Raw genomic sequence first — 24,116 nt, forward strand, 5'->3', positions numbered from 1 at the left:
CCCAACCGGGCCCGCGCCAGCCCAAAGTGGAAAATTTTGTCAGGATAATTAAAATAACCGTTTATTTTCTATGACTTGATGGCGGCCATGTCCTCACACGATCCGGTTTTCGACACCTCATTTCATCCCCGTCTGCTCCATCCGCGCTGGTGGGGCAGCTGGCTGGCGCTCGGCCTGCTCTGCCTGCTGGGGATGCTGCCCCATGGCCTGCGTGACCGGCTGGCCGACCGGCTGGCTCCCCCTCTGCTGCGTCTGTCCAGGAAGCAGGCCTATATCGCTGACACCAACCTCAAGATCTGCTTTCCCGAGCTTGACGAGGCGGGCCGTCAGGCCCTGTTGCTCAAATCGATCCGGGTGGGGCTCAAGACCTTCATGGGCTTTGCCGAGCTGACCCTGCGCAGCGCCGATCACCTGGCCAGCCGCATCAAGGTGCGCGGCTGGGAGCACATAGAAGCAGAGCAGGCCGCCGGCAGGCCGGTGATCCTGGTTGTGCCTCACACCTGGGCGGTGGACATGATAGGCCGCTACTTCGCCATCCGGGGCATGTCCATGTGCACCATGATGAAGAGCGCCAAGGATCAGGTCTTCGACTGGTACATCAACCGCGAGCGGGCCAAGGGGGGCAAGGTGTATGAGCGCAGTGCCGGCATCAAGCCGGCCATCAAGGCGATCCGCGGCGGCGCCAGCTTCTTCTACCTGCCGGATCAGGATCACGGCCGCGAGGCCAGCATTTTCGTGCCCTTCTTCGGCCACCCCAAGGCGACCCTGCCGGCCCTGCCCAAGCTGGTCAAGCTGACCGGCGCCAAGGCGGTGCCCATCCTCGCCTGCTATGACGAGGAGGAGGGCTGCTACCGGCTGGAGATCGAGGCCCCCTTCGATCCCTATCCCGGCACCGATCTGGAGGCCGACGTTCGCGCCATGAACGACATGGTGGAGCAGCAGCTGCGCCAGCATCCGGAGCAGTACATGTGGTTCCTCAAGATCTTCGAGACCATGGAGCATCCCCAGGGGCACGAGGGCTTCTACGAAGAGGGCATTAAGCGGATCCGCGGCGACCTGCCCCCCGAAAACTGACGCAATGGAAGGACCGGCGCCCGGGCGCCGGTGGCACGGCACAATCTGGAATAGGCAAGCGCACCGGAAGAGGCTATCTTCGGGGGCGCACACAGGGTGAAAGGGCGGGCATGAAAACTCCAAATCGAATCCAACCTCTGGTTGACGACGGCCTGGTTGACGAGGTGATCAGCCGGCTGATGAGCGGTAAAGAGGCCGATGTTTACGTGGTGCGCTGCGGCGACGAGATCCGCTGCGCCAAGGTGTACAAGGAGGCCGCCAAGCGCAGCTTCAAGCAGGCGGTGGTCTATCAGGAAGGGCGCCGGGTGCGTAGCAGCCGCGATGCCCGCGCCATGGAGAAGGGCTCCAAGTACGGCCGCAAGCAGCACGAAGAGGTGTGGCAGAACACCGAGGTGGATGCCCTGTTCAAGCTGGCCGCCGCCGGCGTGCGGGTGCCGCGGCCCTATGTCTGCCTCGACGGCGTGCTCTTGATGGAGCTGGTGACCGATGCCGATGGCAACGTGGCGCCCCGCCTCAACGACGTGGCCCTCAGCCGCGAACAGGCGCTGGCCGACCACGCCAGGGTGATCCGCTACGTGGTGCGCATGCTTTGCGCCGGCCTCATTCACGGCGACCTGTCGGAGTTCAACGTGCTGGTGGATGAAGAGGGGCCCGTCATCATCGATCTGCCCCAGGTGGTGGATGCCGCCGCCAACAACCAGGCGAAGGCCATGCTGGAGCGGGACGTCGACAACATGCGCAACTACTACGGCATGTATGCCCCCGAGCTGCTCAAGACCCGTTACGCCAGGGAGATGTGGGCCCTCTATGAAGATGGCAAGCTCACCCCCGACAGCGAACTGACCGGGTTGTTCGAAGAGAGCAACGAGCGGGTGGATCTTGACGCCGTACTGCACGAAATCGAGAGCGCCGAGGAGGAGGCCCTGGCCCGCCAGGCGCGGTTGAAGGCGGAGCAGGAGGAGGGCTACTGACGCCCAGGCCCTTGCAACCAAGAGACAACTGAGCGCCTGCGGGCGCTTTTTTTATGGCTGCGAGTCAACGGCGCCTTGCTGGCGGGCGGGGTGGGGCTGGATCTGGTAAAAGTTCACCCAGCAGCGATCGCCAGCATGGTAGCGGCGATCCAGCCATTGCCCGCCGGCGGCGGCAATGACCTTGAGGGAGGCGGGATTTGCCTCGTCACAGCTGATGATCACGGGTTCGCTCAGGACATGGCGTTGCAGCCAGCCGAGCAGGGTGCGGGCCACCCCTTCACCGCGGCGTGAGGGGCGGGTCTCGTATCCGATGTGGCCGAGCCACTGGCGGGTCGCCGGGTTGTCGCCGTGGCGCAGGCGCAAGGTGGCGAGGATCTCTTCCCCCTCGAGGGCAAAGTAGGTGGTGGTGGGCGGGTAGTCCGGCGGCAGGCGCTCGCCAGCGGCGTGGGCGAGCAGGTCCTGCAGCCACTGATCCGGGTCGAATTGCGCCACCTGATAGAGGGGCAGGCCGGCGGCGCCACACTCGGCCACGTAGCGGCGGTAGGCGGGGGCATCGGCAGGTTGCGCGGCCCGACACTCGATGACGGCTGTCACGGGTGCAGCTCTGCCGCTTGCAGCAGGCGTGGCTCGCTGTGGTGGGCCTCGCGGATGCAGGCGCGCATGCGCCCGCTCTGCTTGGCGGCATAGAGCGCCTGATCCGCCCGCAGATAGGCCTGCTCGAAGCTCTCTCCCGTCTGCAGCGAGGTCAGCCCCATGCTGAGGCCGATGGGGCCGCCCGCCAGCGGGCGGGTGGCCTCGGTGACCCCCTGCTGCAGGGCGTGGCAGTAGCCAGGCAGCGTCTGCGGCGTCTCCATCACCAGCAGCGCCAGCTCGTCGCCACCGAGGCGCCCGGCCAGTGCCGCCGGCGGCAGGCTCTCCCGGATCACCCGGCCCACCGCCCGCAGCATGGCATCGCCGGCGGGATGGCCGTGGTTGTCGTTGATCTGCTTGAAGTTGTCCAGATCGATCAGCAGCAGCTGCCAGGGGCGAGCGCTGCGGCAGGCCCGCGCCGCCAGCTGCTGTTCGAAATGGTGGCGGCTGTCCAGTCCGGTCAGGGCATCCTGGTTGGCGCGCCGCTCCAGCTCGCGCTGGGTGGCGAGCATGGCCTGCTGCTGGCGGGTGTGCACCAGGCTCAGCAGGATGAAGCTGCGGGCAATGGTAAAGAGCAGGCTGAGCAAGATCACCGGGCCGAGCAGGGGGTCGGTCAGGCTGGAGGCGGCCGACTCCGGCCACCACTGATGCTTGGCCATCCTGAGCAGCTGCAGGGCCAGTTGCAAGGCGAGCAGCAGGATGGCGAAGCGCAGCACCCGGTAGGCGGGGGCCAGCCGCTGGTAGCGCCAGAGCTGCCACAGCAGCAGGCCAATCTGCAGCGAGAGCACGCCGGAGAGGGTTATGATCCGGCTGTGCACATCGGCCAGCGGTTGCTGCGAGGCCACCAGGGCAAACAGCAGAAAGCCGGCGAGGGCGAGGAGCGGGCAGAGCCAGCCGAAGCGGTCGGCCTCGCGCCGGAAAAAGTGGCGCAGGCCCCGCTCATAGAGCAGCGGGGTGGCGATGATCAGCAGGTTGGTGAGCAGGATATTGGCAAGGGACGTCTCCCCCGTGAGGGGGCGCAGCAGCAGGCAGCCAAAGGCGGCGGCGATGGCCAGCTCGCTGGCCGACCAGTAGAGCAGGGCGCGCAGCGGTCGCTGGGTATGCCACAGGTAGGCAAAAATGGCCGCGACCCCGACGTGGGACAGGCTGACAAACAGCACCAGGCTCAGCAACTGGGCCGAGGAAAACAGACTCTGCATCAAGGGTATGGGCTCTTCCTGCCGGTAACGGCGCTGTGGTCTCAGGGCCGGGTGACTGGGGCGGATCACAGCATGAATTGTGCCGCTGAGCAATGGCTTGGATGGTCTGGGCAGGATAGTGCCAACACCACCAGTTGCCGGCGGCTGACACGATTAATCAGGGACGGGGAGTGACGAAGGGTCATCCCCCGCTCACGTCGACCTCAGTCGACCACCACCGGCAGCCGCATGACGGTGGCTTCCCGGCCGAGGTGGGCCAGCAGACGGCGCACGTCGTCGAGGCGAATAAGCAGGGTGGCGGTATTGACCAGCGGGTGGCACTGCACCCGCTCGGCCTGCCAGATAGTCTCATCCACCACCAGCTCCACCGCGCTTTCTCTGTCGCGTACCATGGCGAGCAGGGTGACCGAGCCCGGGGTGAGGCCAAGCACCGCCTCCAGTCGCTCGGGCGAGCCGAAGCTCAGCCGCTTGACCCCGAGGCGGGCGGCCAGCGCCTTGAGATCGATCCGGCTCTGCTCAGGGGTCACCACCAGAAACAGCCGTTCGCTCTTGGGGTCGCGCAGGAAGAGGTTCTTGGTCTTGGCGGCGGGCAGGTTGGGCAATAGCCGGCTGGCCTCCTCGCAGGTGAAGACGGGGGCGTGATCGATGCGCTGATAGGGAATGGCCAGCTGATCCAGCAGAGAATAAAGCGCCACCATGACCTCCTGATGTTGGCTGACGAGCGGGGTGAGTCGATGGGCGAACACCACTGCCACCGGCTGCGCGTGTCCGTCTGGCCGAGCATACCAGTTTGCGCCGCCCCTGGCAGCCTGCGTGGCAATGGCAGCCTGGCGTGCCAATTGCAGTAAAGCACTGTATGAACGTACAATGGTCCCACACCTATTTTGATCCCGATGACTGGCATGACCGACCACCCCCCCATCCCTCCCGTTACCCCGCCGCGCGACGGCTTTATCCTGACCCGTCACGGGCGGGATGTGCGCGGCCGCGGCGAGCAGCCGGAGCGCACCGAGATCGTGATGTGGCTCTGGAGCGAACAGGGGCCGGTGCGGGTGGTGGTGCCGGGGCAGGAGCCGGTCTTCTTCCTGCCGCAGAGCCATATGACGGAGGCGGCGGAGCTGTTCAAGGGGGCCGGGGTGAGCGGGCGGTTTCGCCGCCTGCCGATGCACACCTTCGACGGCCGCGCCGTGGTGGGCTGCTATTTTGCCACCCTGAGCGCCTTTCACCGAGCCATCGAGCTGCTGCTCATCCGCGGGCTGGAGCACTTCGAGGCGGATATCCGGCTGCCGGAGCGCTTTCTGATGGAGCGCTTCATCACCGCCGGCGTGCGCTTCGAGGGGCGGGCGCGCAAGAAGGGGGGCAAGCAGGGCTACTGGGAGGTGAACGAGGCGCGCTGCGCGCCCCAGGCGGTGACGCCGACCCTCTCCTGGGTGTCGCTGGACGTGGAGTGCGCCATGGACGGGGCCCTCTTCTCGGTGGGTCTCTATAGCGAACAGGATGCGCGAGTCATCATGATCGGCGTGCCGGAGGCCGATGCCGACAGCTGGGGTACCCAGGTCGAGTGGGTAGCGGACGAGAGCGCCCTGCTGAGTGCGCTGGAGCGCTGGTTTGTGCGGCACGACCCCGATCTGGTGATCGGCTGGAACGTGGTGAACTTCGACTTTCGCCTGCTGCTGCGCCGCGCCGAGCTCAACAAGCGGCGGCTGCGACTCGGCCGCGGCCACGAGCTCTGCTTCTGGCGCTCATCGCGCAACGACCCCCAGAGCGGCAGCGTCATCATCCCCGGGCGCATGGTGCTGGACGGCATCGACACCTTGAAGAGCGCCACCTGGCAGTTCCCCAGCTACAGCCTGGATGCGGTGGCGAGCGAGCTACTCGGCCGCGGCAAGGACATCGAGGACGTGGCCAACCGGGGGGAGAAGATCACCGAGCTGTTCCACTCCGACAAGGAGGCGCTGGCCCGCTACAACCTGGAAGATTGCAAGCTGGTGTGGGAGATCTTCGACTACTGCCACCTCATCCCCTTTGCCATCGAGCGCGCCTCTCTCACTGGCCTGGAGCTGGACCGGGTAGGGGGCTCTGTGGCGGCCTTCACCAATCTCTATCTGCCACGGCTGCACCGCGGCGGCTATGTGGCCCCCAACCTGCCCGCCGATGGGGGGCTCGCGAGCCCCGGCGGCTATGTGATGGACTCCAAACCTGGGCTCTATCGCCACGTACTGGTGCTCGATTTCAAGAGCCTCTATCCCAGCATTATCCGCACCTTCTGCATCGATCCCATGGGGCTCATCGAGGGGCTGCAGCATCCCGACCACGCCATCCCGGGTTTTCGCGGCGCCCTGTTCTCCCGCGAGCGCCACTTCCTGCCGGATCTCATCGCCACCCTGTGGGCGGCGCGGGATAGAGCCAAGGCGGCTCGCAACAAGGCGCTCTCCCAGGCCATCAAGATCATCATGAACTCCTTCTACGGGGTGCTGGGCTCGGGGGGCTGCCGCTTCTACGACCCGCGGCTTGCCTCCTCCATCACCTTGCGCGGTCACGGCATCATGCAGCAGACCCGGGAGTGGATCGAAGGGGAGGGTTTCGAGGTGATCTATGGCGACACCGACTCCACCTTCGTCCACCTGGGGCGCGAGACCAGCCCCTCCCAGGCGGACGAGATTGGCCGGCGATTGGCCCGCATGATCAACGACAACTGGACTGCGCTGATCAAGCGGGAGTTCGATTTGCCGAGCTATCTGGAGATCCAGTACGAGACCCACTATCGCCGCTTCCTGATGCCCACCATTCGCGGGCTGGAGAAGGGGAGCAAGAAGCGTTATGCGGGCTTGGTGGCAGGCCATCAGGCAGGTGAAGAGGAGCAGCTGGTGTTCAAGGGGCTCGAGTCTGTGCGCACCGACTGGACGCCCCTTGCCAAGGCGTTCCAGACCCGCCTCTACGAGATGGTGTTTCACGACCAGGATCCCAGCGGCTATGTGCGCACCATGGTGGACGAGACCCGCGCCGGCCTTCACGACGAGCTGCTGATTTATCGCAAGCGGCTGCGCCAAAAACTCGAGGAGTACCAGAAGAACGTGCCGCCCCACGTGCGGGCGGCGCGCCTGGCGGACGAGGAGAACCTGCGCCGCGGTCTGCCCCAGCGCTACCAGCACAGGGGCTCCATCGCCTACCTGGTGACCCTGAATGGCCCCGAGCCGCTCGAATACCGGCGCAGCGCCATCGACTACGAGCACTACATCGACAAGCAGCTCAAACCCATCGCCGATGCCATCCTCCCCTTTATCGGCGAGTCGTTCGAGCGGATCTGCGGCCAGCAGCTCGATCTCTTCTGACTGGGCAAGGAAACGCTGCGGCCATGGCACGACAATGGCCGCAGCGGGTCAAGAGGGGCTGATGAGAGGGGAAAGCATGGATCGTCAGAGAAGATAAATGCAAAAAGCCCGCTCGAGGAGCGGGCTTTTCAAATCTGGTGCGTCCTAGTGGATTCGAACCACCGACCCCCACCATGTCAAGGTGATGCTCTAACCAGCTGAGCTAAGGACGCAGGGTGCGCAAGGCGACTTTGTGTGATTGCAGGGGAGTGGTGGGTTTAATTGGATTCGAACCAACGACCCCTACCATGTCAAGGTAGTGCTCTAACCAACTGAGCTATAAACCATCATCATTCAAACTGTTATGGTGCGTCCTAGTGGATTCGAACCACCGACCCCCACCATGTCAAGGTGATGCTCTAACCAGCTGAGCTAAGGACGCATAACAGTGTTCCGGATGGTGCGTCCTAGTGGATTCGAACCACCGACCCCCACCATGTCAAGGTGGTGCTCTAACCAGCTGAGCTAAGGACGCATAACAGTGTTCCGGATGGTGCGTCCTAGTGGATTCGAACCACCGACCCCCACCATGTCAAGGTGGTGCTCTAACCAGCTGAGCTAAGGACGCATCGCGGAAAAGTGGTGGGTTTAATTGGATTCGAACCAACGACCCCTACCATGTCAAGGTAGTGCTCTAACCAACTGAGCTATAAACCCACTTCATAAACCGGATTGAAAACCCGTTTTATCCCGCCAGCACTGCTGGCGTGGTCGGCATACTACCCATGCCCCCCAAGGCTGTCAACAGGCCGCACGCACAAAGGAGACTGTTTGCCCAGTTCTTGCGCAGCCTGTTGATTTTGCAGGCGAGTTTCCCCTTATTGCGCCTTGGAGAGGGCGCTGCACGCCTCCGGGCTGGCAAAGCGGCCATAGATGTAGCGCAGCCGGGTACCCAGCATCAGGGCGGCGGAGGTGAGGCCGACGATGAAGCCGATCCAGAACCCCTGGGGTCCCATCTGCGGCACCACCCAGTCGGTCAGGCCCAGGATCATGCCGGTGGGCAGCCCCAGTCCCCAGTAGGCGACGATGGTGACGTAGAAGATCGCCTTGGTGTCCTTGTAACCGCGCAGGGCCGCGGCCGCCACCACCTGTACCGAGTCGGAGATCTGGTAGATGGCGGCGAAGAAGAGCAGGGTGGCCGCGAGGGTGATCACCTGCAGATCTTCGGTGTAGATGGTGGCGATCTGCTCGCGCAGCAGCACGGTGAGGGCTGCGGTGGCGGCGGCCACCGTCATACCCAGCATCAGGCCGGTGCGGGCGGCGACCCGGGCGTGATCAGGCAGCCCTTCGCCGATGCTGTGACCGACCCGGATGGTGACGCCCACCCCGATGGAGAGCGGCAGCATGAACACCAGGCTGGAGAAGTTGAGCGCTATCTGGTGGCTCGCCACCGTCTCCGCGCCGAACGGGGCCAGCATCAGGGCCACCACGGTAAACAGGGTCACCTCGCAGAAGATGGCCATGGCGATGGGGAAACCCAACCGGAACAGGCGCCAGATCCGGCTGCCATTGGGGCGCGCGAGCTGGGCGAACAGGTTAATCTCCTTGAAGTGGCGGGAGAGCTTCACATAGACGATCATCGCCAGCAGCATGGCCCACAGCACGATGGCGGTGGCCACGCCGCAGCCGACCCCGCCCAGTTTCGGCATGCCGAACAGGCCGTGGATGAAGATGGTGTTGGCCGGGATGTTGACCGCCAGCCCCACGAAGCCGATCACCATGGTCGGCATGGTGTGGGAGAGCCCCTCACTGAAGTTGCGCAGCACCTGGAACAGCACGAAGGCGGGCAGCCCCCACAGGATGGCGTGCAGGTAGCCGGTGGTCTTGGCGGCCATCACGGGATCCACCTCCATGAACTGCAGCGCCAGCGGGCTGAAATAGAGCGCCACCATGGCGATGGGGGTGACTATCAGCGCCAGCCAGAAGCCCTGGTGCACCGCCGGGCGCACCTCGTCCCGTTTGCGGGCGCCATTGAGCTGGGAGACGATGGGGGTGAGTGCCATGATGATGCCCTGCACCAGCAGGATCACCGGCAACCAGAAGCTGGAGGCCACCGACACGGCGGCCAGATCGACGGCGCTGACCTGTCCCGCCATCACGGTATCGACAAAGTTCATGGCGATCTGGGCCACCTGGGCGACCAGAATGGGGCTGGCTAGACGAACGAGTTGCCTCGCCTCGGACCAATAACGTTGCACTGACACCTCCGAGTGGATCAGATAAAGCGTAAAAGAGCGGGTATCGGGAAGAGCCTTTGCACTCCGGAAGCGGGAGTGCAAAGTGCGGGGGGGTCATTCTAGCCTGAAATTCATCCGGGACGAAACGATTGGTGCAAGCCCGGGATCAGGCGTCTTCGTGATCGCTGATCAGCAGGTTGGCGGCGGCGTAGGCAGCCTGCTCGCGCAGATCCGCCGGCACCCGCTCGTCCGATGCCACGGCGTTGAGCGCCCTGATGGTGGCGGCGATGGCCTGCGGCACATAGCCCTGCTCGCCGGAGCCAATCTGGTTGTAGGCGATGCGAATGGCCTCACAGCATTGATATACCTGCATTTTTGTTTCCTTGTCAGCACTTGGTTGAATGCCGTCACTATAGCGATCGGCCGCCTGCTTGTCAGCGGTTGCGCTTGTCTGGGGTACGCGGCGAGGTTACCCTGCCTTTTTTCGTAGCAGGAGACGAGACATGTTCACCGGCATAGTGCAGGGGACCGCCGAACTGGTGGCCATCGAAGAGCTGCCCAACTTTCGTACCCACGTGATCCGCATGCCGAGCCCGGCCTGGGGCGAGGGGCTGGCGCTGGGCGGCTCCGTGGCCCACAACGGCTGCTGCCTGACCGTCACCCGGGTCGAAGGAGATCTGGTCAGCTTCGATTTGATGCAGGAGACCCTGCGCCTCACCAACCTCGGCCAGCTGCAGCTGGGGGACAAGGTCAACGTGGAGCGGGCCGCCCGCTTTGGCGACGAGATTGGCGGCCACGCCATGTCCGGCCACATCATGGGCACCGCGCAGGTTATCTCGGTCATCGACACCCCCAACAACCGGCAGGTGTGGTATCGCCTGGCCCCAACGCTGATGAAATACGTGCTGACCAAGGGTTACATCGGCATCGATGGCATCAGCCTCACCGTGGGCGAGGTGCGCGGCTGCGAATTTTGCGTCAACCTGATCCCCGAAACCCTGGCCCGCACCAACCTCGGCTGGGTCAAGGCCGGCTGGCAGACCAACATCGAGATTGACCCCCAGACCCAGGCCATCGTCGACACGGTGGAGCGGGTGCTGGCGGCCCGCCAATAAGGCGCAGAGGCGGCCGCTTAGGCGAAAAGGAAAGCGGGGCCCAGTGGGCCCCGCTTTGTTTTGCGCTATCCCCTGTCAGGGCGACTCAGAACATTTGCTCGTCGTCAGCATCCACGAAGAGTTGCAGGCAGTCGCGCGCCTCATCCCGGTGCAGTCGCAGGTGGATGGGGTTGCAGCAGGCCATGCAATCCTCATAGAACTCCTGATCCCCCTGGCTGGCATCCAGCTCGACCCGGGTATGATGGCCACAATGGGGGCAGACGATGCGCTTGCTGGTGTACTCGATCATGATGACCTCCTCGGGCCCGTGGGCCGCCTCTCTCCCCAGATTCTAGCTGGATCGCACCTGCCTGACCGCGAGCAAGCGCACGATTATGACCGGGATCAAGGGAGGCAGGAGGTCAGTCCGCCAGAGCGTGGTTTATTTGACCCAGCTGGCCAGCATCTCGCAATTAAGCTCGGCCAGCGAGCGCAGCCGATGGTCGGCGATGGCCAAGCGTGGGTCACCCACCAATGCCGGGTACATGGGAACGATCTGCGCCTGCTGGTCGTTTACTTGACCCAGCTGGTCAGCATCTGGGCATCCAGCTCGGTGAGCGAGCGCAGCCGATGGTCGGCGATGGCCAAGCGTGGGTCACCCACCAATGCCGGGTACATGGGAACGATCTGCGCCTGCTGGTCGTTTACTTGACCCAGCTGGTCAGCATCTGGGCATCCAGCTCGGTGAGCGAGCGCAGCTGATGGTTGGCAATGGCCAGACGCGGGTCACCCACCAGCGCTGGATCCGGCACTATCAGCGCGGTCATGGAGGCCGCCTTGGCCGCCAGCAGACCGGTAAAGCTGTCCTCGATGGCGAGGCAATGCACCGGCTCGACTCCCAGCTTCTCGGCGGCGTGGATATAGACATCCGGGTGCGGCTTGCCAAAGCGCTCCACCTCGGCGGAGTGCACCGCCAGGAAGCGATCGCGAATGCCGAGCTTGCCGAGCACGGCCTCCACCATGGCAAAGGGGGAGGAGGTGGCCAGACCGATTTTAAGGCCTTGCGCCTCGATAAGGTCGAGTGCCTCCAGCACGCCAGCCTTGGCCTGACCTTCGGAGAGGATCAGGGCGTTGACCCGATCCAGGATGCGCTGCACCACCTCTTCCTGGCTGGTGCCGCTCCAGGGGCGCAACCGATACCAGTGGGCGACCAGCTGATCGATGCGCACGCCTATGGTCGATTCGCAATCTTCCACCGTGTGGGGATGGCCCAGTTCGGAGAAGACAGCCATCTGGGCTCGTTGCCAAAAGGGTTCCGAGTCGATCAGAACACCATCCATATCGAAGATCACGGCAGTTAACATCTTGTACTCCTGACATAGGTGAAGGGGGGATTATAAACAAGGTGCCTCAATGCAAAAGGGGCATTGCCATGCCCCTTGCGCTGGATCATGCTGGCAAACGTTTGATTTCGTGTGCCAAAAAGTGGGCTTAGAACAGCACCTTGACGCCGGCCGCAACCGCTTTGGCTTTTTCTACCGCCTCGTCGCACTGCTTGGCTCGCGTCAGTGCCACGCCGAGCCGGCGGCGACCGGCGATCTCCGGCTTGCCAAACAGCCGCAGCTGGGCACCTGGCACCAGAGCCAGCGCCTCGCCAATCCCCTGATAGCGGATGTCCTGGCTGTGACCTTCGCGCAGCACCACGGCGGAGGCGCTCGGCCCGTACTGGGTGATGGCCCCGATGGGCAGCCCCAGAATGGCGCGCACGTGCAGGGCGAACTCGGAGAGATCCTGGGAGATGAGGGTCACCATGCCGGTGTCGTGGGGGCGCGGTGAAACTTCGCTGAACCACACTTCGTCACCCTTGATGAAGAGCTCGACCCCGAACAGGCCGTAGCCGCCCAGCGCCTCGACCACCTTGGCCGCTACCTCCTTGGAGCGGGCCAGTGCCAGCTCACTCATGGCTTGCGGCTGCCAGGATTCGCGGTAGTCGCCATCTTCCTGGCGATGGCCGATGGGCTCGCAGAAGTGGATGCCGTCCACCGCGCGTACCGTGAGCAGGGTGATCTCGTACTCGAAGGGGACGAAGCCCTCGACGATCACCTTGCCGCGACCGGCGCGACCGCCCTCCTGGGCATAGGTCCAGCTCTCGTCGAGTTTGGCGAGATCGCGCAGCACGCTCTGCCCCTTGCCGGACGAGCTCATCACCGGCTTCACCACGCAGGGCAGGCCGATGGTCTCGACGGCGGCGACAAACTCCTCCTTGCTCTGGGCAAAGCGGTAGGGGGAGGTGGGCAAGCCCAGCGTTTCGGCGGCGAGGCGGCGGATCCCCTCCCGGTTCATGGTGAGCTGGGTGGCGCGGGCGTTCGGCACCACCTTGACCCCTTCCTGCTCCAGGGCGGCCAGGGTATCGGTGGCGATGGCTTCCAGCTCGGGGATGATCAGATCCGGTTTGACCTTGTTGACCAGGGCGCGCAGGGCGGCGCCGTCCAGCATGTCCAGCACATGAGCTCTGTGCGCCACCTGCATGGCGGGGGCATCGGCATAGCGGTCGGCGGCGATCACCTCGATGCCGAAGCGTTGCAGCTCGATGGCGACCTCCTTGCCAAGTTCGCCGGAGCCCAGCAGCAGGGCGCGGGTGGCGCCGGGGCGGGTAGCGGTTCCAAACATGTGATCTCTCCTGATGTCGTGGGTGACGGTTGATGAATGCTATTGCACGAATAGCGGGCAAAAAAAGAGGCACGCATGGCGTACCTCAGGAAACAGATTTGTGGGCGCGCTGCTCCAGATGGGTGAGCAGGGTGATGGCGCCGATGATGATGGCGGCTCCCAGCCACAATCGGCCGGGCGGCGCCCAGCCAAACACCAGCCAGCCGGCCAGCACGTTCATGGGCAGCTTGGCAAAATCAAAGGGTTGCACGAACGAGGCCTCGGCCACGCTGTAGGCGCGGGCGATGGACATCTGGGCCAGTGCCGACAGCACGCCGGAGGCGGCCACCAGCAGCCACTGGGTTTCGCTCGGCCATTGCCACTCCGGCAGCGCCAGCATGGCGTTGAACGGGGTGCTGAAGATGAGCAGGTAGACGACGATGGTGTGGGACGACTCGCTGGCCGCCTGATAACGCACCAGCAAGGAGTAGCCGGCCCAGAACAGGGCCGCCGCCACCGGCAGCAGGGAAGCCCAGCTGAAATCGTCGGTCCAGGGGGCCAGGATCAGCATGGCGCCGACAAAGCCGGCCAGGGTTGCCAGAATGCGGGCCCGGCTCACCTGCTCCTTGAGAAAGAGGGCTGACCCCAGAGTGGCGAACAGCGGCGAGGTCATCAGCAGCGCTATCCCCTGCCAGATGGGAACGGGGACCGCCAGCGCCCACAGCCAGAACTGGATGCCGACCACCGCCAGGGCAACCCGCAGCAGGTGCAGCCGCAGCTGGTTGGTCATCAGCGACTGGCGCAGGCCGTGGCGAATGAGCCAGGGCAGCAGACAGACCAGGGCAATCAGATATTGATGGAAGGCGACCTGGGTCGAGGGGAGGCCGAGCTTGAAGCTGACATACTGGCTCAGGCTGTTGACGGCGGCGAAGCAGAGGCCCGCTACCATCATCCAGACTGCACCGGCAAAGGGGGAGTGCCTGCGCGAGGGTGTCATGGGATCCGGGTCGCTGAAAAAAGTGCGGCGGATCATAACGGCAATCGTTTGTTCTGCCAAGCCTTGGCGGGACGGGAGAGAGGCGGCTGGCGAGAGAATGCACTACCATCAAATTTTTTGAATAAGTTGAGCATCTATTTTCGCTATCTGTATAGAAGCCCAATGTTTAGAGTGACCTCCATCGACAGCACCGCTGTTCAACCGACAACCTAATGGAGTTTCACCATGGCCAATATCCTCGTACTCAAGTCCAGCATCCTGGGCCAATATTCCCAATCCAACGCCCTGATCGACGGTTTCCTGGCCGACCATCAGTCCGACACCGTCACCGTGCGTGATCTGGCGGCCCTGAACCTGCCGGTACTGGATGGCGAGCTGGCGTCTGGCCTGCGCGGTGGTGAAAACCTCAACGAGCGTCAACTGGCCGTGCTGGCCCAGTCCGACGAGCTGATCGCCGAGCTCAAGGCGAGCGATCTGGTGGTGATTGCCGCCCCCATGTACAACTTCAACATCCCGACCCAGCTGAAAAACTGGATCGATCTGGTGGCCCGTGCCGGCGTGACCTTCCGTTACACCGAAACCGGTCCGGTCGGCCTGGTGGAAAACACCCGCGCCCTGGTGATCAGCCCCCGCGGCGGTATGCACGTCGGCAGCGCCACCGATCTGGTGACCCCCTACATGCGCACCGTGCTGGGCTTCATCGGCATCAAGGAGGTGGACTTCATCTATGCCGAAGGCATGGGCATGGGTCCGGATGCCCAGGCCAAGGGCATCGAGCAGGCCAAGGGCCAGCTGGAGACCCTGGCCCTCTGATCAAGAGAGCAACCAGCCATACGCCAGAAAGCAACAACGCAGCCCTCGGGCTGCGTTGTTTTTTTGGTGCCTGATCTGATGAAGCGGCCCGTCAGGTCAATCCCGCAGAAAGCGGCGACAGCCGCTGCCGACCATCAGGCAGACCACCACCAGGGAGCCCAGCAGCAGGGTGGTGAGCCACTGTTCGGCGCTGTCTGGCAGGCGGGGCGAGAGGAGGCTGATCATCAGCAAGGCACAGAGGGTGATCAGGCTGGCGGGACGGGTCAGAAACATCATGGGTCATCCTTGGCTACGGCTGGTGAAGAGAAGGCTAACCGCGGTCTGTGACAGCAAGATGTATCCATACCTCTTGCCGAAGGTCAGTTGACCGGGGTAGCCATCACCATAGCAGCTTTTGCCGCCGGAGCCAGCGGCATGGGCCGGGTTGTGATCCGGATCCCTATCTGAACTGCTTCTGATCTTCCTGATAGTGGAAATCGCCGCTGGCGAGCCGGGCGACCAGCGCCGCCTTGTCGAGATCCTGCGCCTTGCAGAGATCATCGAGATCATCGTAGCGATCACGCAGCTGCATGTTGACCAGGCTCAGCAGCATGTTGACGTCCATGGTGGCAAAGTTGTTCAGGTTCATGAGGGTCGCTCGTTATCCAGCAGGTGAAGTTGTTCGATGGCATCGCTGACGCTTTGCAGGTGCAGACGGATGGATTGGCGCGCCTCGGCCGGCAGGTAGTCGGTGAGGGTGTGCTGCCAGCTGCCCGCTTCGCTCTTGAGCTGCTGGAACAAGGTGAGCCCCGCCTGGGTGAAGGAGACCAGGCTGACCCGCTTGTCGTGCTCGCTGCTCTCGGTGAACAGGATCCCTTTTTCCACCAGCCGGTGAATTTCGCGGGAGATCCGTACCTTGTCCATCCCGCTTGCCTCCACCAGCTCTTTCTGGCTGATGGGGTAGTGGGGGCCGAGCACCATCATCAGGCGCCATTGAGGCACCGTCAGCTGATAGCGTTGCTGGTAAAACTGTTCGAAGGTATCGCGCACCATCTCGGCGGCGTGTACCAGCTGATAGGGGGGATAGTGGGCAAGCAGCTCTATGATCTTTGACATATGACATCCTGCTGTGACGGCTGCATCGGGTGCAGTTTCTCTTGATACTTTGACCTTGATGATACGTAACACAGGGCCGTTTGTCTGAACAAGTACCAGAGAAATGTGCGGTTGCGCACGTCATCCGCCGCAACCGGGTCTATTCGAAGCTGGTTTTACTGTCGCCGGCTCAGCCTTTGCGCAGCCAGAGCAGGGCGTTGTGCTTGAGCCAGGCCTCGCGGCTTTGCAGGGTGTAGAGCGCCGCTTCGTCACGGCTGCCCGCCTGCCAGCTGTGGGGCTCCTGTTTGGGCAGCTTGCGCTGGCCCAGCAGACAGGCCGGCACATGGGCGTTGGCCTTGATGGCGGCGGCCAGCAGCGGCTGCGCGGCCTCGGCGCCAGCGCAGACAAATGTCATCAGCGCCTTGTTGTAGAGCAGCCAGCTGGAGGCTTCATCAAAGCGCACCAGCAGAGCCTGCAGGGCCGACCAGTCCCCTTGCAGGGCATAGAGGCTGGAGAGGGGATAACGGCAACCCAGCTCGTCGGCCACACACAGCTCGAGCAGGGCCAGATACTCGCTGCGCGCCTGTTCCAGCTGGCCGAGGCGCAGCAGGCAGTCGGCCCGCCCGGCCCGGGCGGCCAGCAGCGGGCGCGCTTCGTGGGCACTCCAGCCATGGCCGGCAATCTGCTGCCAGAAGGCGGCGTCAAACAGCGGTTCGGCGTCGGCGATCACCTTGTCAAACCAGCCGAGGCGGCTGTGCGGATCGCGGCTGGCATCGGCCAGTTCAAACCACTGCTGCCACTGCTCGGCCTGCTGGCTGTCCAGCGCCTGCTCCGTGCTCGGCACGGCCTGATACTCATCTAATTGCAGCAGCTGGTTGAGGGCGGTCTTCATGTTCTGGCGCTGACGCTTGCAGAACTCCATGAAGGGGAGGTCACTGCCGGCGGCCGCGTGCAGCATCTGCGCCATGGGCTTGTCGCGAAACAGGCTCAGCTCGGCGGCCAGGCTGAAACGGTACTGGGTGGTCGGATCGTTCAGGTCCCTGGGCTTGGGCCAGGTGGCAAAGCCCTGGCTGAAGCCGTAACACCACTGACCGAGGGGGTGGCTCTGCTCGAACACCTGCTCCGGACTCTCGGTGGAGAGGCGGCACTGGCTCGGCAGGGCGAGCTGGGCCTCATCGGCCTGGGTTTCCAGCTCGGCGATCAGGTGGCGCAGCGCCTCGGCGCTTTTTTCATCCAGCTCGGCGTCATGGGGCAACAGACCGGCCAGCGGGGCCTGCCAGTCAGGGGCATCCGGCCCGACCAGGCGGGCACACAAAAAGCCGTGCAGCGCCGGGTAGGTCATGTCCTGCCCACTGTGGGTCTGGATCCATTGATTGAGATGACGGGTACGAGTGGATGGATTCATCGACAGTTCCTCTGGATTTTGACAGCGGCGAAGTCTACCCAAAAGTGGGGTTATTTGCAGCAAAAGGGCGGCTGACTGGCGATTATATGGACACGACCCGGCCAAAAGGCCCTGAAAATCACCCGCGAACAGGGCAAGGGACTAGGCCCTGTTACCGCTCTTGGGGTAACATGCGCGCCCATACAGGCAATGAAAAATTGGCCATCCGGACAATGAAAGAAGAGAACACCATGCTACAGATTGGCAAGATGAACACCCTTACCGTAGTCGAGCTCGAAGATCGGGGCGCCTGGCTGGCGGCTGGCGAAGAGTACGGCGAGCTGCTGCTGCCCAAGCGTCAACTGCCGGAAGGGGTGGCGGAAGGGGATGGCGTCAAGGTCTTCCTCTATCTGGATGCCGACTGCGAGCCGGTGATCACCACCGACAAGCCGTTTGCCATGGTGGACGACATCGTCGGCCTCAAGGTGGTCAATGCCAACAAGATTGGCGCCTTCCTCGACTGGGGCATGAAGAAGGATCTGTTCGTACCAAGCCGCGAGCAGAACAAGCCGATGCAGGTGGGCCATGTCTATCTGGTGCGGCTGATGCTCGATCACGAGGGGCGCATGGTGGGCACCAGCCGCCTCGAGCGGTTCCTGCGCACCGACAAGCCCCCCTTCAAGGCCGGTGACGAAGTGACTGCCCTGCCAGGCGAGCGCACGCCGCTCGGCATCAAGGCCATCGTCAATGGCGAGTACTCCGGCATGCTGTTCAAGAACGAGGTGTTCGGCCGGGTGACCACGGGCCGTCCGCTGACCGCCTGGGTCAAGCAGGTGCGTGATGACGGCAAGCTGGATCTGACCTTGCAAAAGCCGGGTGTGGCGCGGCTGGACGATGCCGGCGAGCAGATCCTGGCCCGCCTCAAGAAGCAGGGCGGCAGCCTGGCGGTGGGTGACAAGAGCGAACCCGAGCTCATCTACAAGCTGCTCGGCATGAGCAAGGGCACCTTCAAGAAGGCCATCGGCGGCCTCTACAAGCAGGGCAAGCTGGTCATCGATGACTACAGCATCACATTGACGGGCGACGATCAGCGCGAAGGCGGCGAATAAGTGCCGAGCCCCTGCGTCGGTGCGTGCCGGGCGAAAGACGGTCTCTGCCTTGGCTGCGGCCGTACCCTGACCGAGATTGGTCGCTGGTCCGCCATGGCGAGCGAGGCCCAGCTGGCGGTGATGGCGCAGCTGGATGGTACCACCAGCACCCATCACTGCCCCGGCTGCGGTGAACCGGCCTTTTGCGCCGTGTCGGCCGGTGCGACCATCGCTGAGTGCTGGTGCAGCCAGCTGCCGGCCCTGCCCATGGGGGAGGCCGATGCCTGCTGGTGCCGGCGCTGTCTGGCGAAGGCCATCGCGGCCCGGCCTTGAGCAATGATCACCGCAAAAGAAAAAGGCGCCGAGGGCGCCTTTTTCATGCCTGTTGCTGACGGTGCCAGCGCACGTGAACATCGTGCTCGTTGCTATGACGGGGCAGCAGGAAGGTGGCGAAAATCACCTCAAACTCCTCCTGATGGTCCAGCAGACCCACCCACACTTCGACCCAGCGCTCCATGTCCACCGGCACACCGAGTTCGGTTGACCAGTCGGCATTGGGCAGGGTCGCCTCGACGGCGCCACGCTGTTCGAACTCCAGGGTGATGTCGACGATTTGTTCGGGGGCCAGCATGTCTGCGGCCTGCTCAAGAAACTGATCATAGGCCCATTCGACCAGCTGATCCGGGGTACGCTGTTCCATGAAATCACTCCAGATACATCGAGGTTCGCTACTGTAACAATTATTGGCGGTGGCGGCCAGACCAGTGGGAAGGGGGCGCCAGCGCCGGGCAAGGCAGGCCGGAGTTGGGTATGGTTGAAGAGGGGCAGGGCAAGGGAGAGCGGGCATGAAACGGCGGACGAGACGGCAGCAGATCAAGCGGCGGCGGGAGACCTGGTGGTGGCACTACCTGCCGCTGCATCGGGGCACGGTGGGCGGGCACCTGGGGCCCTCCACCGACGAGGCCGGGCTCGCATCGTGAACAAGCCCGACACCCATCAGGCATCAGTCTGCCTGATGCACCTTGTTGAGGGTCACCTGCCCCAGCTGGCCCATCTGGCGACGGATCCAGGCCGAGCGCTGCTGGACGTAGGGCGAGGGGGGCTTGACCCGGTAGCGCCAGGGGTTGGGCAGGGCCGCCGCCAGCAGTGACGCCTCGTAGCGGGTAAGGCGTATCGCCGGCTTGCCAAAGTAGTGTCTGGCCGCGGCCTCGGCGCCGTAGATGCCGGGCCCGAACTCCACGATATTCAGGTACACCTCGAGGATGCGGGACTTGTCCCAGCCCAGCTCCATCAGCAGGGTGAACCAGGCCTCGATCCCCTTGCGCAGGAAGCTGCGATCGCTCCACATGAAGAGGTTCTTGGCGGTCTGCTGGCTGAGGGTGCTGGCGCCGCGCACCCGCTCGCTGTGCTGATTGTGCTTGAGCGCCGAGCTGATGGCATCCATGTCGAAGCCGTTGTGCTCGGCAAAGCGCTGATCTTCGGCGGCGATCACCGCCAGCTGCAGCTCGCGGGAGATCTGCTCGAGCGGCACCCAGTCGTGCTTCACCTCGGCCACCTTGGCAGGGGGAAACAGCGCCCGCTCGATGCGCCAGGTCCACATGGGCGGATCGATGAAGCGCAGCAGCGCCACCGAGACGATGGTGCTGAGCAGGGCTGCCAGCAGCAGCTTGCCGAGCCAGTTCAGCAGGCGCCGTGCCGGATTGGGCCGCACGGGCTCTGGCTCCGACTCCCAGATGTAGTGACTCGGATCATCGGGATCCGGAATTATTGGGGCAGCCATTCGATGTGGCAGAACTTCTCGTCAACACGGCGGGAGAGCAGCATGCGGGCGAACAGGTGCTCGTACTCTTCCTGCTCGTTGCCAAGGCCGATCCAGATCTCGGCGTACTCGGCGTCGCTGACCTCGAAGCCAACGTCCGCTTCCCAGTCATCGGCCGGATCGGTTTCCGCCAGCAGGCCGCGGTCGTTGAACTCCTGATTGAAGCGGGCGATCTCCTGCTCCGGCAGGTTGTCGGAGGCCAGCTCCATGAAGAGTTCGAGGGCGGTGTCGAGCAGTTCCTCGACGCTGTGCATTTCGTCATTCAAAGACATAAGCGGTCTGTTCCAGCTGATAAATAAAGAAAAACACCGACGGCCCGGCCGCACGGTGGCGCGCCGTATTCTAGCCGTCCCCCACGGGCTTGGCGAGTGTAGCAGCGCCCTTGACCCGGTTGCGGCAATAAAAAACCGGATCCTGGCAGCAGGATCCGGTCTTCATTGGGGGAAAGGGTCACGCATAGGGCGTCAGGCTCATCCCTTCTTGTCGTCGGCGAAGGTGATGTTGAGCTCGAGTACCGACAGCTCATCACTCTTCTTGTCGAGCTGGACCGTGATCTTGTCAGGGTCTATCTCCACATATTTGCGGATCACGTCGAGGATATCCTGCTTGAGCTGGGGCAGGTAATCCGGCCCCCCTCTGGATGAACGCTCGTGAGCCACGATGATCTGCAACCGCTCTTTGGCCAGTTGTGCGGTGCTCTGTTTCTTGTTGGAACGAAAATAATCCAATAATGACATGCTTAACTCCCGAACAGTCGGCTAAAGAAGCCCTTCTTCTCTTCTTCCAGAAAACGAAAATCCTTGGTGTCACCCAACAGGCGGGCAACGGCGTCCTCATAGGCCTGACCGGCATCGGACTCCTTGTCCAGGATGACGGGTTCGCCGGAGTTGGATGCGCGCAGCACCGCCTGGGACTCCGGGATCACCCCGAGCAGTTTGATGGCCAGGATCTCCTGTACGTCCTGTACGCTCAGCATGTCGCCGCGGTTGACGCGGGTCGGGCAGTAGCGGGTCAGCAGCAGGTGCTCCTTGATGGGGTCTTCGCCACGCTCGGCGCGACGGGACTTGGAGGCCAGGATGCCGAGGATGCGATCCGAGTCACGCACGGAGGAGACTTCCGGGTTGGTGGTGACAATAGCTTCATCGGCGAAGTAGAGCGCCATCAGGGCGCCGGCTTCGATCCCCGCCGGGGAGTCGCAGACGATGTAGTCGAACTGCATCTCGCTCAGCTGATCCAGGATCTTCTCGACCCCTTCGCGGGTGAGGGCATCCTTGTCCCGGGTCTGGGAGGCGGGCAGGATGAACAGGTTCTCGCAGCGCTTGTCCTTGATGAGGGCCTGGTTGAGGTTGGCCTCGCCATTGATGACGTTGACGAAGTCATACACCACGCGCCGCTCGCAGCCCATGATGAGGTCCAGGTTTCGCAGGCCAATGTCAAAATCGATGACCACTGTCTTGTGGCCACGCTGGGCTAAACCGGTACTCAGGGCCGCGCTGGTTGTGGTCTTGCCAACGCCACCTTTACCCGATGTAACGACTATGATTCGCGCCATTCTCGCTTCCTTGTAACTCTATTTGATACGGTCTATACGGAGTTGTTCGTTATCCAGCCGGACATGAACCGGCTGCTGGATGAGGCCGGCCGGCAATGCATCGCTGAGCTGGAAGGTGCCAGCGATGGAGAGCAGCTCGGCCTGCAGTTGCTGGCAATAAATCCGTGCCTGGGGGTTGCCCTTGGCGCCGGCAATGGCCCTGCCGCGCAGAGTGCCATAAATATGAATACTGTCGTCGGCGATGACTTCGGCGCCCGGGCTGACCGAGCCCAGCACCACCAGCGAGGTGCCGGCGGCATAGAGCTGCTGGCCGGAGCGAACCGGGCCCACATGCACCTTGCTCGCTATCACCGGTGCCGGCACGGGTTTCGCTTCTACGATGGGGGCCGGCGCCGGTTCTGGCTGGGGTTCGGCCTTGCGGCTCTTGCCGGAGGCCATCACCGCCAGCCCTGCCGCCTTGGCGGCCGTCTTCATCGCCTCGTTCTGGGCCCCCGTGATCCCGACCAGCACGAAGTCTTCCGATTCCACCAGCTCCTTGAGCTGTTCGAAGTCGGGGATCTCGGTGAGCCGTTCCACATTGATGACGAGGGGGGCACAATTAAAGAACTGGGGCGCCTGGGCCACTTTGGCCGCCAGCAACTGGCGGATCCGCTCAGGCTTGCCATCGCTGATATGCAACACAGAAATAGTGAAGGTGGTCCCTTTCAATTCGTTATCGCGCTCAACCATGAATCTTCCCCGAGACAGAGACGGTAATCCGTTATTGTTATTCAATTCCTGATGTTATAGTTTGCCATCCTCAGAGGCAATAAACCGGTTGGATTATATCAATTTCCATGTTGTGTGCAGTCTATAAAAGTCGCAAAAAAGCCGAGACCTATCTTTTTGTTGAAAGAAGAGAGGACTTTTCCCGCGTACCCGAGGTGCTGATGAGTACATTCGGCCGTCCCGAACTGGTATTGATGACCAAACTGGACCCAGCCAAGCCCTTGGGGATCGCCTCCACCAGCCGGGTGATGGAGGCGCTGCAGAGTCAGGGCTTCTATCTGCAGATGCCCCCTCCGCCGGAAAACCTGCTGGAACAGCACAAGGCTCAATTGAAGGCCGAACGGAAATGAAGAGGCGGCTGGCACTGCTGCTGATGGGGGGATTGTCGAGCCATCCGCTGCAGGCCAGCCCCGATTTTGACCATTATGTGACGGGCCTCAAACAGGAGGCCCTAGCCGCCGGGATCCAGCCCGCGACCATTGCTGCCGCCTTCGCCGATATTCATCTGATCGAGGTCGCCATTCGGCACGATAAAAATCAGCCGGAATTTAAACAGACCCTCGCCACTTATATTTCCAACGCGGTGCCGCAGTGGAAAGTCAATCAAGCCAAACGGCTATATCGTCAGTATTTGCCGCTGCTCACAAAAATAGGGGCGGAATATGATGTGCAACCCCGCTTTATTGTCGCCCTGTGGGGCATTGAAACCAATTTCGGCAAATTGACCGGTAAATATCCGCTGGTCTCGTCGCTGGCGACCCTGGCCTGGGAGGGGCGCCGTGAGGCCTTCTTCAAGGGGCAGCTGTTCGATGCCCTGCGCATGCTGGAAGAGGAGCCGATCACCCCGGCCGAGCTCAAGGGCTCCTGGGCCGGCGCCATGGGACAGGTGCAGTTCATGCCCTCTTCCTACCGCAAATACGCGGTCGACCAGGACGGTGACGGCAAGAAGGATCTGTGGGGGACGCCGGCGGATGTGTTTGGTTCGGCAGCCAATTATCTGCGCCAGAACGGCTGGCATGGGGATGAAACCTGGGGGCGCCGGGTGAGGGTGCCCGCCGGTCTGGATCCTGCGCTGGTCGGGCTTGAAGATACCCGAACGCTGTCGGCCTGGCAGGCCCTCGGGGTACGCAAAGCAGATGGCGGCGCCTTGCCCGCGGTGAAGATGCAGGCCTCGCTGGTGCAACCCGACGGGGCAGGGGGCGCTGCCTATCTCGCCTATCCCAATTATCGGGTGCTGCGCGACTGGAATCGCTCCCACTATTTCGTGGTGGCGGTGGGGACCCTGGCCGATCGCCTGGTGGAATAAGCCTGAGGTACTCTGGCCATCAATCTCGGCCGGGCAGCAGGATGGTCCCGGAAATTAGCGAGCCAGCCCCAGGGAAATGGCGCCATGAAGAAGGTGATGAGCGGGAAATAATGGGCAATAAAAAAGGCGGGAATTCCCGCCTTTTGCATT

Annotated in this window: 28 protein-coding genes and 5 tRNA genes; 9 read left to right on the forward strand and 24 right to left on the reverse strand. The window is 63.1% G+C overall.

Annotated features, from left to right (window positions below; all coding sequences use genetic code 11):
- Positions 1 to 78 precede the first annotated feature (78 nt).
- Both CK627_RS14290 and CK627_RS14295 read left to right on the forward strand, forming a co-directional pair.
- On the forward strand, positions 79 to 1,074 hold the full coding sequence (locus tag CK627_RS14290; RefSeq protein ID WP_167385356.1) for an LpxL/LpxP family acyltransferase: 996 nt from the start codon (positions 79 to 81) through the stop codon (positions 1,072 to 1,074).
- A gap of 110 nt (positions 1,075 to 1,184) precedes the next feature.
- Complete coding sequence (locus CK627_RS14295) at positions 1,185 to 2,045, forward strand: PA4780 family RIO1-like protein kinase (RefSeq protein ID WP_017782756.1); 861 nt, start codon at positions 1,185 to 1,187, stop codon at positions 2,043 to 2,045.
- Between the two features lie 51 nt (positions 2,046 to 2,096).
- Here the strand turns inward: CK627_RS14295 and CK627_RS14300 are convergent, their stop codons facing one another.
- The 3 genes from CK627_RS14300 to CK627_RS14310 form a co-directional block, all read right to left on the reverse strand.
- Positions 2,097 to 2,639, reverse strand: a complete 543-nt coding sequence (locus tag CK627_RS14300) for a GNAT family N-acetyltransferase (protein WP_095592691.1) — start codon at positions 2,637 to 2,639, stop codon at positions 2,097 to 2,099.
- Complete coding sequence (locus CK627_RS14305) at positions 2,636 to 3,874, reverse strand: GGDEF domain-containing protein (protein ID WP_167385357.1); 1,239 nt, start codon at positions 3,872 to 3,874, stop codon at positions 2,636 to 2,638. The genes CK627_RS14300 and CK627_RS14305 overlap by 4 nt, the downstream gene beginning before the upstream one ends.
- 203 nt (positions 3,875 to 4,077) lie before the next feature.
- On the reverse strand, positions 4,078 to 4,572 hold the full coding sequence (locus CK627_RS14310; RefSeq protein WP_174704197.1) for a prolyl-tRNA synthetase associated domain-containing protein: 495 nt from the start codon (positions 4,570 to 4,572) through the stop codon (positions 4,078 to 4,080).
- A gap of 195 nt (positions 4,573 to 4,767) precedes the next feature.
- Between CK627_RS14310 and CK627_RS14315 the strand changes: the two genes are divergently transcribed.
- The gene (locus CK627_RS14315) at positions 4,768 to 7,206 is read left to right on the forward strand and encodes a DNA polymerase II (protein ID WP_167385358.1); all 2,439 of its coding nucleotides are present in this window, start codon (positions 4,768 to 4,770) and stop codon (positions 7,204 to 7,206) included.
- A gap of 135 nt (positions 7,207 to 7,341) precedes the next feature.
- Here CK627_RS14315 and CK627_RS14320 read toward each other — a convergent pair.
- The 7 genes from CK627_RS14320 to CK627_RS14355 all read right to left on the reverse strand — a co-directional run bounded on the left by CK627_RS14320 (position 7,342) and on the right by CK627_RS14355 (position 9,795).
- Positions 7,342 to 7,418 (reverse strand) — tRNA-Val (locus CK627_RS14320).
- A gap of 132 nt (positions 7,419 to 7,550) precedes the next feature.
- Positions 7,551 to 7,627: transfer RNA gene (locus CK627_RS14330), tRNA-Val, on the reverse strand.
- Positions 7,628 to 7,643: 16 nt separating this feature from the next.
- Positions 7,644 to 7,720: transfer RNA gene (locus CK627_RS14335), tRNA-Val, on the reverse strand.
- Between the two features lie 16 nt (positions 7,721 to 7,736).
- Positions 7,737 to 7,813 (reverse strand) — tRNA-Val (locus tag CK627_RS14340).
- 12 nt (positions 7,814 to 7,825) lie between these two features.
- Positions 7,826 to 7,902: transfer RNA gene (locus CK627_RS14345), tRNA-Val, on the reverse strand.
- A gap of 161 nt (positions 7,903 to 8,063) precedes the next feature.
- Complete coding sequence (locus tag CK627_RS14350; RefSeq protein WP_095592694.1) at positions 8,064 to 9,443, reverse strand: MATE family efflux transporter; 1,380 nt, start codon at positions 9,441 to 9,443, stop codon at positions 8,064 to 8,066.
- 145 nt (positions 9,444 to 9,588) lie between these two features.
- A complete protein-coding gene (locus CK627_RS14355) occupies positions 9,589 to 9,795 on the reverse strand; it encodes a YaeP family protein (protein ID WP_005301307.1) in 207 nt (68 codons plus the stop codon).
- Positions 9,796 to 9,925: 130 nt separating this feature from the next.
- Here CK627_RS14355 and ribE2 point away from each other — a divergent pair, with 130 nt between their 5' ends.
- Positions 9,926 to 10,537, forward strand: a complete 612-nt coding sequence (gene ribE2 / locus CK627_RS14360) for a riboflavin synthase E2 (RefSeq protein WP_095592695.1) — start codon at positions 9,926 to 9,928, stop codon at positions 10,535 to 10,537.
- 85 nt (positions 10,538 to 10,622) lie between these two features.
- On the opposite strand, the gene CK627_RS14365 is transcribed toward ribE2, so the two are convergent.
- The 4 genes from CK627_RS14365 to CK627_RS14380 all read right to left on the reverse strand — a co-directional run bounded on the left by CK627_RS14365 (position 10,623) and on the right by CK627_RS14380 (position 14,162).
- Entirely contained in the window at positions 10,623 to 10,826 is a 204-nt protein-coding gene (locus CK627_RS14365; RefSeq protein WP_005301298.1) for a CPXCG motif-containing cysteine-rich protein, read from the reverse strand.
- Positions 10,827 to 11,220: 394 nt separating this feature from the next.
- Positions 11,221 to 11,880 (reverse strand): hexitol phosphatase HxpB, encoded by a 660-nt coding sequence (gene hxpB / locus CK627_RS14370; RefSeq protein ID WP_095592696.1) that lies wholly within the window; start codon positions 11,878 to 11,880, stop codon positions 11,221 to 11,223.
- Between the two features lie 127 nt (positions 11,881 to 12,007).
- A complete protein-coding gene (gene purT / locus CK627_RS14375) occupies positions 12,008 to 13,186 on the reverse strand; it encodes a formate-dependent phosphoribosylglycinamide formyltransferase (RefSeq protein ID WP_095592697.1) in 1,179 nt (392 codons plus the stop codon).
- Between the two features lie 85 nt (positions 13,187 to 13,271).
- Positions 13,272 to 14,162: a DMT family transporter gene (locus CK627_RS14380; RefSeq protein ID WP_042006472.1), complete on the reverse strand. Its 891-nt coding sequence runs from the start codon at positions 14,160 to 14,162 to the stop codon at positions 13,272 to 13,274.
- Between the two features lie 225 nt (positions 14,163 to 14,387).
- Between CK627_RS14380 and CK627_RS14385 the strand changes: the two genes are divergently transcribed.
- A complete protein-coding gene (locus CK627_RS14385; RefSeq protein ID WP_005301286.1) occupies positions 14,388 to 14,975 on the forward strand; it encodes an FMN-dependent NADH-azoreductase in 588 nt (195 codons plus the stop codon).
- Positions 14,976 to 15,071: 96 nt separating this feature from the next.
- Here CK627_RS14385 and CK627_RS14390 read toward each other — a convergent pair whose 3' ends face one another.
- The 4 genes from CK627_RS14390 to CK627_RS14405 form a co-directional block, all read right to left on the reverse strand.
- On the reverse strand, positions 15,072 to 15,251 hold the full coding sequence (locus CK627_RS14390; RefSeq protein WP_017779728.1) for a hypothetical protein: 180 nt from the start codon (positions 15,249 to 15,251) through the stop codon (positions 15,072 to 15,074).
- A gap of 163 nt (positions 15,252 to 15,414) precedes the next feature.
- A complete protein-coding gene (locus tag CK627_RS14395) occupies positions 15,415 to 15,603 on the reverse strand; it encodes a DUF4250 domain-containing protein (RefSeq protein ID WP_017764386.1) in 189 nt (62 codons plus the stop codon).
- Positions 15,600 to 16,070 carry a MarR family winged helix-turn-helix transcriptional regulator gene (locus tag CK627_RS14400; RefSeq protein ID WP_005301279.1) on the reverse strand — a complete coding sequence of 157 codons (471 nt, stop codon included), beginning with the start codon at positions 16,068 to 16,070 and terminating at the stop codon, positions 15,600 to 15,602. Before CK627_RS14400 ends, CK627_RS14395 begins: the two co-directional genes overlap by 4 nt.
- Positions 16,071 to 16,239: 169 nt before the next feature.
- On the reverse strand, positions 16,240 to 17,454 hold the full coding sequence (locus tag CK627_RS14405; RefSeq protein ID WP_095592698.1) for a UPF0149 family protein: 1,215 nt from the start codon (positions 17,452 to 17,454) through the stop codon (positions 16,240 to 16,242).
- A 212-nt stretch (positions 17,455 to 17,666) separates the two neighbouring features.
- Here CK627_RS14405 and CK627_RS14410 point away from each other — a divergent pair, with 212 nt between their 5' ends.
- Together CK627_RS14410 and CK627_RS14415 are read left to right on the forward strand one after the other, a co-directional pair.
- On the forward strand, positions 17,667 to 18,542 hold the full coding sequence (locus CK627_RS14410) for a CvfB family protein (RefSeq protein ID WP_019840419.1): 876 nt from the start codon (positions 17,667 to 17,669) through the stop codon (positions 18,540 to 18,542).
- Positions 18,543 to 18,854, forward strand: a complete 312-nt coding sequence (locus CK627_RS14415) for a DUF1289 domain-containing protein (RefSeq protein WP_095592699.1) — start codon at positions 18,543 to 18,545, stop codon at positions 18,852 to 18,854.
- Positions 18,855 to 18,897: 43 nt separating this feature from the next.
- Here the strand turns inward: CK627_RS14415 and CK627_RS22865 are convergent, their stop codons facing one another.
- The 6 genes from CK627_RS22865 to minC all read right to left on the reverse strand — a co-directional run bounded on the left by CK627_RS22865 (position 18,898) and on the right by minC (position 22,621).
- Entirely contained in the window at positions 18,898 to 19,221 is a 324-nt protein-coding gene (locus tag CK627_RS22865) for an HI1450 family dsDNA-mimic protein (protein ID WP_005301259.1), read from the reverse strand.
- 303 nt (positions 19,222 to 19,524) lie between these two features.
- Complete coding sequence (gene mtgA / locus CK627_RS14425; protein ID WP_017784788.1) at positions 19,525 to 20,232, reverse strand: monofunctional biosynthetic peptidoglycan transglycosylase; 708 nt, start codon at positions 20,230 to 20,232, stop codon at positions 19,525 to 19,527.
- A 53-nt stretch (positions 20,233 to 20,285) separates the two neighbouring features.
- Positions 20,286 to 20,612: an HI1450 family dsDNA-mimic protein gene (locus tag CK627_RS14430; RefSeq protein ID WP_005301255.1), complete on the reverse strand. Its 327-nt coding sequence runs from the start codon at positions 20,610 to 20,612 to the stop codon at positions 20,286 to 20,288.
- Between the two features lie 198 nt (positions 20,613 to 20,810).
- On the reverse strand, positions 20,811 to 21,077 hold the full coding sequence (gene minE, locus CK627_RS14435; protein WP_005301252.1) for a cell division topological specificity factor MinE: 267 nt from the start codon (positions 21,075 to 21,077) through the stop codon (positions 20,811 to 20,813).
- A 2-nt stretch (positions 21,078 to 21,079) separates the two neighbouring features.
- Positions 21,080 to 21,892 carry a septum site-determining protein MinD gene (gene minD, locus CK627_RS14440; protein WP_005301248.1) on the reverse strand — a complete coding sequence of 271 codons (813 nt, stop codon included), beginning with the start codon at positions 21,890 to 21,892 and terminating at the stop codon, positions 21,080 to 21,082.
- An 18-nt stretch (positions 21,893 to 21,910) separates the two neighbouring features.
- The gene (gene minC / locus CK627_RS14445) at positions 21,911 to 22,621 is read right to left on the reverse strand and encodes a septum site-determining protein MinC (RefSeq protein ID WP_005301245.1); all 711 of its coding nucleotides are present in this window, start codon (positions 22,619 to 22,621) and stop codon (positions 21,911 to 21,913) included.
- Between the two features lie 107 nt (positions 22,622 to 22,728).
- Between minC and CK627_RS14450 the strand changes: the two genes are divergently transcribed.
- Both CK627_RS14450 and CK627_RS14455 read left to right on the forward strand, forming a co-directional pair.
- Positions 22,729 to 23,010: a YcgL domain-containing protein gene (locus CK627_RS14450; RefSeq protein WP_017764394.1), complete on the forward strand. Its 282-nt coding sequence runs from the start codon at positions 22,729 to 22,731 to the stop codon at positions 23,008 to 23,010.
- Positions 23,007 to 23,966: a lytic murein transglycosylase gene (locus tag CK627_RS14455; RefSeq protein WP_095592700.1), complete on the forward strand. Its 960-nt coding sequence runs from the start codon at positions 23,007 to 23,009 to the stop codon at positions 23,964 to 23,966. The genes CK627_RS14450 and CK627_RS14455 overlap by 4 nt, the downstream gene beginning before the upstream one ends.
- Positions 23,967 to 24,116 lie beyond the last annotated feature (150 nt).

It is taken from the genome of Aeromonas dhakensis (assembly GCF_002285935.1).
In the GTDB taxonomy this organism is placed as follows: Bacteria; Pseudomonadota; Gammaproteobacteria; order Enterobacterales; family Aeromonadaceae; genus Aeromonas; species Aeromonas dhakensis.